Origin of the sequence: Halorubrum halodurans, assembly GCF_002252985.1 — an archaeon.
Lineage (GTDB): Archaea > Halobacteriota > Halobacteria > Halobacteriales > Haloferacaceae > Halorubrum > Halorubrum halodurans.
In genome coordinates this window covers 1-6055 of the sequence record NZ_NHPJ01000126.1, presented here as the reverse complement: position 1 = coordinate 6055, position 6055 = coordinate 1, and the positions used below count along the sequence as shown (strand labels likewise).

Sequence of the window (6055 nt, the reverse complement as noted above, 5' to 3'; positions counted from 1 at the left end):
CGCGCCGGACGACGACGCCGGGTTGGGTATCCCCGAGAACGCGAACCTCCAGGCAGTCGAGTCGAAGGTGTCGGCGCTCGAGCGACAGGCCGACGAGCTCCTTGAGGTGTACCGATGAGGTCACCGACACGCCCGTACCGCGCGCTCCGCGCCGGCGTCGGCACGGTCGTGATCGCGACCGTCCTCGCGCTGTGGGTTCGCGGGCAGATCGTCGGCGACCCCCTCGGGACGCTCTGGGACGTCGTCGTGCTCGCGCTGCTGCTCGCGAGCGGCTACGCGGTGTACGGCCGACGGACGATGACGACCGCCGTCGAGGACGCCCAGGAGCTCTCCGAGGGCGGTAGCAGCGACACGGACGAGGAGGAGAGCGGATGACCCTCGAGTCCGGCTGGGAAGATGCCGCCGCCGAGGCGGCCCTCGACGCGGCCGCCGCGCGGTACCTCGGCAACGACGGGTTCATCCCGAACGCCATCGAGGCAGCTCACGAGCGCCTTCGCGAATACGCCCGCGAGTTCGACTACCGCATCGAGTCGGTGATCGACTCGCTCCAGGGGCCGGAGATCGTCGAGCAGTCCGACCGGCACTTCCGCATCCGGTTCGGCTGGGACCACGAGGCCGCGCCGTACCTGGAGTGGGGGACGTCCGAGCACACGATCGAGGGCGACCCGATCCTCTCGTTCATCTGGGAAGACCGCCACGACCCGCCCGAGTGGGTCGCCGAGGAGTACGAACGTGAGGGCGGCGGCTACCGCGTGTTCCTTCCGGAGGTCGAGGTCGCCGGCGTTCGCGAGACGCGGTTCGCCCGGCACGCGCTCGACTGGCTCCGGCGCGAGGTGGCGTCGTGACGGCACCCGAGACGCAGTGGGTGTTCGACACGGTCGCCGGGATCGTCGACGACACGGCGCTCGCGTGGGGGGCGGAGACGGACGTCCCTGACGGCGCCGTCCCGGTCCGCCGGGTCGACCGCAACGAGTCGGAGATCTACGACGGCGACATCCGGACGCGGAAGTCGGACCTCCAGACGTCGAACTACATCAGCGCCGCGCTCGTCGACGACGACGAGTCGCACGGCGGGTTCGGCGACGACTACAACGCCGAGGCGATCGTCGCGCTCCGGATCGAAGGGCTCCACCATCGCGAGTGGGGGCACATCGACCCGGACGGCGCCGACGGGATCGACTTCACCACGTTCTACCGGCGCGTTCGCGAGGCGCTCCAAGCGGATGATGAGTGGCCTAGCGTCGCCGGTGCCGACTACCACACCGCGTTTCTGGAGAACGGGACGAACCGGAGCCAGGACTACCGCGACTTCTACGAGTACCGCGTCGACGTTCGCCTTAGCGGTTACGCGGACAGCTGATCACAGACCATGATTCCAACGACCAACACGACAGACGGAGGAGGTACAGATGCCCGGTGGCGGTAACGTCGACGTCGCGTTCGCCCGCGAGCCGGTCGGCGAGTACGCCAGCGACCCGTCGAACCCGACGTACATGACGCCCGGCCGCAACGGCACGATCGACAACCTGGAGTTCGACAACGACACGACTCGCCAGCGGAACTGGGGTCCGGAAACCGAGGAGACGGTCGAGGGGGTCATCGAGGGCACGTTCTCGCTCTCGTTCGAGCTCGTCGACCCGTGGTTCCTCAACCACGTGTTCGGACAGCCGCCGAACGCCGGCGGCGAGTCGGAGGCTCCGTACAGCTACACGTGGGAGTTCGTCTCGAACGAGGTTCAGTCCTCCCGCTGGTACATCGGAGCAGACCTCACGACCGGGTACGCCGAGCGCGCCCTCGAGGGCGTGGTCTTCGACCAGATGGACGTCGAGTGTTCCATCGGCTCTCCCGTCAGCGTCTCGCTGTCGGGATGGTTCGGCGACGAGACGCAGAACGCCTCGTTCACGCCTGGCTCGCAGCCGACGAGCGACGGGACGCCGCTCATCTTCCACGGCGGCTCCATCGAGATCCCGAACTCGACGGAGATCGTCCGTCCGCAGTCGGCGACGCTCTCCGTGCCGACCGGGACGAGCCCGGAGCGTGCCTGGGAGCGCTCGCCGGTGGCCGCGACGATCGGCGAGATCAACCCGGCGCTCACGCTCGAGTCGATCCTCACCGACACGGACCTGCTCGAGCTCGCACACGGCTCGAGTGACGGTCCGGCGACGACGGTCGACGGTGCCGCCGACGGGACGTTCAAGTTCCAGTCGCCCGGTGCGAACGCGCTCACATTCGACATGACCGGCATCACTCACTCCACCTACTCGTGGGACCAGATCGGCAACGCTGGCGAAAAGCTCACCGACGGGTCCGAACTCGACATCGACCGCCTGACGGCCGAGGCTGAGACGGCGGCCGCGGAGGCACTCTGATGCCCCGCGACGTCATCGAACTCGATCTCGAGGAGGAAGCCGACGCGCTCGGTGACCGGCTCGACGAGCTGGCCGAGGCCGAACTCGACGGCGAGCTCGAGTCGAGTCAGGCCCGCCGACTCGCCGGCGACGTCCAACAGCAGATGTGGGCGCTCGAGGAAGCCCTCGAGGAGCACCCCGACGCGACGTGGTCGATCCGCGAGTTCACACCCGGGGAGAAGGCAGAGCTCACGGGGCTGATCCGACGCACGAAAGAGCAGGCCGAACGCACCGGCCAGGACGACGTCGAGTCCGCGCTCGACAACTACTGGGCGGCCGCAGGGCTCGTCGACGCGCCGTTCCTGGAGGACGTCGACGCCAGCGACCTCCACGAGCGCATCATGGCCGTCCGGGACAAGCCGAACCCGTACCTCGTCCAGTGGCTCGCGGACCGCGTCACCGAGGAGAACACCCTGGGAAACGGGAAACGGAGCAGCTACGCCGAGCGGCTGGCGGCCAAGCAGCAGGACCGGTCGGACGAACCCTCCTCGGCCAAGCCGTCCTGATGTACTGCGGGTTCACGCCCGACCAGTTCGAGCAGTTCCGCTGGCGTGACGTCGAGCTGCTCCTGACCGCGTTCCCGTACCTCCAGTACCCACCACGAGGCGATCCTGATGACTGAGTTCGAGACCCAGAATACCGTCGACGTCGTCGTCGACGACCGGTCGCTCACCGAGGCCAAGGCCGACGTCGAAGAGGCGTTCTCCTCGGTGCCGATGGACATCCAGGCGGAGGTGTCCGCGACCGGCGGCGGTAGCGAGGTCGCCGCTCGCGACCGTGCGCGTCAGCGCCAGCTCCTCACCGACCAAACGGAGTCGCTCGAGGAGCTGGGTGAGACGCTCGAGGAGGCCGACATCGAGGGCGAGTGGCAGGCGGAACACGAACTCTCTCGCGAGCGGAACCGGTTACTCGAGCGGCTGGTCGACGTCCAGGAGGAAGGGAATTTCGACCGGGCAGCACGGTCGGGCGGCGGGCTCCTCGGCGGCGGGGCGGCCATCCTCGGCGGGGGTGCGCTCCTCGGGATCGGCGCGCTGTCGAGCGTGCTCTCGGGCTTCTCCTGGCCGTCGCTCCCGGAGTTCTCCTGGCCCGACCTGCCTGACCTCGACCCGCCCGCGGAGCCGGACTGGCACCCGCTCGACGTCGTCGAGCCGGAGCCTGCTCCGGTGGAGGAACCGAGCGAGGCTCCAGTGGCGGAGCCGGATCCAGTAGAAGTGACGGAGCCCGAGCCGGTGGAGGTAGCGGAGCCCGATCCGGTAGAGGTGGCGGAGACTGATCCGATGGAGGTCGCCGAGCCAGACCCGGCAGAGTATCCTCTAGAAGATCCGGAACCTGTCGAGGTTGCCGAGCCTGCGTGGACGCCACTCGAGATCGCTGACCCGACCACGGCCGAGACAGGGTCCGCGAGTGGGAGTGGATCAGGTATCGGTTTGCCAGAACTGCTCGCAGGGGGTATTGGTGGTGCGTTTGGGATCAAAGCGATCCAGCAGTTCGGATCCCAGGCAGCCATCCGAGGGTCATCCGCTGCGTCCGGCGGCGCGTTCATGACTCCCGAGGGGCTCGGGATGACCGACTTCGAGGATCAGAACCGGGCACGGAGTTGGGTCAACGAGAGAACGCCCGAGTCGTTCCAACTCAGAGAGCTCGACTCGGCAAACGAGCATCCGGGATCGGTGTTCTCCGCGGAAGGACGTCAGGCCCAGGCGGAAGGGCTCAAGAACATCGCCAACCGCATCGAGGACGCGATCGCGAACCTCTCGGGCGACGGGAGTACCGAGGTCCGGAACCAATTCGACTACAATATCGAAGTCTTGGCCAAGGGTGCCACGGAACGTGATGTCGAGAGAGCCATGGATCGCGCCAAAAATCAGGCCATCAGAGAGTTCGAGCGGACGGTCCGAACCAGTGCCAGCGGGCAGTACTAGGTGATGCTGTGATCATAAGCTCGTCTCAGTTGGAATATCGAGAATATGGAGATAGCCAGCGACGCAGACACGACGATCACTATGAAATCTCCTAGAACCCACCCGTGGTAGAGCCCACCGAGAGCTAACAACACCCCTAAGATCTCCACGATCCACTCTCGCGGGTCTGTCCCGATCGCCATAGTCGCGACGTCTCGCCGAGTCAGTAAAGAGGTTCGGGCACACCACGACGCGGATTCCATTCATACAACATGACAAACCTTCCACCCGAAGAGAGAGTCGCATCCCTCACCATAGAAGGCGACCCGGACGGGCAAGGCCGCCGGGAAGCCGTCTTCGAGATGTTCACCGGCGGGTCTGAGGGACTCTCACTCAACGAGGAGCAACGGACGCAGGTACGAGCGACGCCAGGATCCGGCTTCCTCGCACTCATCGACGGAACGGTCGGCGATTTTATCAACTCACCTATCAATAAGGATCTCTTTCTCAATCTCGGCAGCTCACAGTTCGCGGTCACGATCGACTTCAACTCCTGGGAGGGGGCGACCGGCCCCGACGGCCAGCCGCTCCAGTGGGGTGATACAGGAGACGCCTCCGAGATGACAAAAACGGATTGTACTTCTGAGCCCCCGACGCGGCAGATAAGTTGCCTGATGTATTGGCTCCGGAACACGCGCATCTCGAGCGTGAGCGGCGAGCTGTTCCCCGGCGCAGGGATCGCCGGCGACGGCCCGGCAACGCTCCGGTACGGGCAGTACCGTGAGGGCGGCGTGTACGACCCGCTCGATGTCATCCTGGAGAATCCGGGCGCGGACTTCCCCGGTGAGTCGATGTCGACGTACTCCGGGTCGATCACGTGTATCGAGGCGATCGACGCCGGCGAGGCGATCGACGCGGTCGCGAGGTCGACACGATGACCCGGCGCTACTACCGGTCGGAGATCCCGGAGAGCAGCCTCGCGAGCAACCGGCTCGACGCGTCACAAGCGCGGCTCGCTCGGCAGGGCGTGCTCGGCGGCGAGGGGCGCGTGACGCGACTCTCGGGCGGCGCTGACACCAACCGCCTCGACGTCGACTATCGTGGCCGCTACGCCGAGCGGCTCGCGCGCGAACTGCGAGAGATCCTCTCGTCGAACGACATCGAGTCGGCACCGTTCGCGACCGTGGAGGCGGCGCAAGATTCGGACGCCTACTACACGGCCGAGCTCGTCGACGGCCAGCCAGCCATGCCACAGGCGGCGGGTGCGGTCTCGGCCGGCGCCGACATCACGAAGCGTGGCACCCGCAACACGCACTGGATCGGCCTCGAGGTCGCGACGTCTGACGACCTCACCAACCCGTACGGGACGGACCAGACCGCACGCATCGGAGTTCCGAGCGCCGCCACGCGTGTCCGCGCCGTCGACTCGCAGTCCTCGCCGACGGAGCGCACCATGCCGACGGCGACACAGACGGTCACCGCCCAGCACGGCGACGTCGATCTCATCGACACCGCGACGCTTCCGGAGGGCACCCCGACCGTCCTCTATGACCTCCCGTACGACGCCCAGGGCGATGTCGACCCGGGCGTCTGGGACACCTACGGGCACGCGAGCATCCGCGATGCGGACGGCGTCGTCGCATGGCAACGCGTGTTCGATACGGGCCACGTGTTCGCCGCCGACGCCGAGTGCGTCCTCGAGAACGGCCTGCTCCGCGTCCGCCTCGACGAGCCCGACGCCGGCGA

The 6055-nt window shown here is 67.1% G+C and carries 8 protein-coding genes and 1 pseudogene; 8 read left to right on the top strand and 1 reads right to left on the bottom strand.

The features are described from left to right. Positions 1-114 precede the first annotated feature (114 nt). The 6 genes from DJ70_RS14235 to DJ70_RS14210 all read left to right on the top strand — a co-directional run bounded on the left by DJ70_RS14235 (position 115) and on the right by DJ70_RS14210 (position 4330). Positions 115-375 carry a hypothetical protein gene (locus DJ70_RS14235; RefSeq protein WP_094534111.1) on the top strand — a complete coding sequence of 87 codons (261 nt, stop codon included), beginning with the start codon at positions 115-117 and terminating at the stop codon, positions 373-375. Further along, positions 372-845 carry a hypothetical protein gene (locus DJ70_RS14230; RefSeq protein ID WP_094534109.1) on the top strand — a complete coding sequence of 158 codons (474 nt, stop codon included), beginning with the start codon at positions 372-374 and terminating at the stop codon, positions 843-845. Before DJ70_RS14235 ends, DJ70_RS14230 begins: the two co-directional genes overlap by 4 nt. After that, a complete protein-coding gene (locus DJ70_RS14225) occupies positions 842-1360 on the top strand; it encodes a hypothetical protein (protein WP_094534107.1) in 519 nt (172 codons plus the stop codon). Before DJ70_RS14230 ends, DJ70_RS14225 begins: the two co-directional genes overlap by 4 nt. 49 nt (positions 1361-1409) lie before the next feature. Then, positions 1410-2369, top strand: a complete 960-nt coding sequence (locus tag DJ70_RS14220; RefSeq protein ID WP_094534105.1) for a phage tail tube protein — start codon at positions 1410-1412, stop codon at positions 2367-2369. Further along, a complete protein-coding gene (locus DJ70_RS14215) occupies positions 2369-2914 on the top strand; it encodes a hypothetical protein (RefSeq protein WP_094534103.1) in 546 nt (181 codons plus the stop codon). Before DJ70_RS14220 ends, DJ70_RS14215 begins: the two co-directional genes overlap by 1 nt. A gap of 108 nt (positions 2915-3022) precedes the next feature. Beyond that, positions 3023-4330, top strand: a complete 1308-nt coding sequence (locus tag DJ70_RS14210; RefSeq protein WP_094534101.1) for a hypothetical protein — start codon at positions 3023-3025, stop codon at positions 4328-4330. On the opposite strand, the gene DJ70_RS14205 is transcribed toward DJ70_RS14210, so the two are convergent. After that, a complete protein-coding gene (locus DJ70_RS14205) occupies positions 4327-4512 on the bottom strand; it encodes a hypothetical protein (protein ID WP_094534099.1) in 186 nt (61 codons plus the stop codon). The genes DJ70_RS14210 and DJ70_RS14205 overlap by 4 nt on opposite strands. A gap of 69 nt (positions 4513-4581) precedes the next feature. Here DJ70_RS14205 and DJ70_RS17055 point away from each other — a divergent pair, with 69 nt between their 5' ends. Both DJ70_RS17055 and DJ70_RS14195 read left to right on the top strand, forming a co-directional pair. Then, a complete protein-coding gene (locus tag DJ70_RS17055) occupies positions 4582-5247 on the top strand; it encodes a hypothetical protein (protein WP_143421047.1) in 666 nt (221 codons plus the stop codon). Then, positions 5244-6055, top strand: a pseudogene (locus DJ70_RS14195) (hypothetical protein); the annotation flags it as partial. The gene DJ70_RS17055 and the pseudogene DJ70_RS14195, both read left to right, overlap by 4 nt.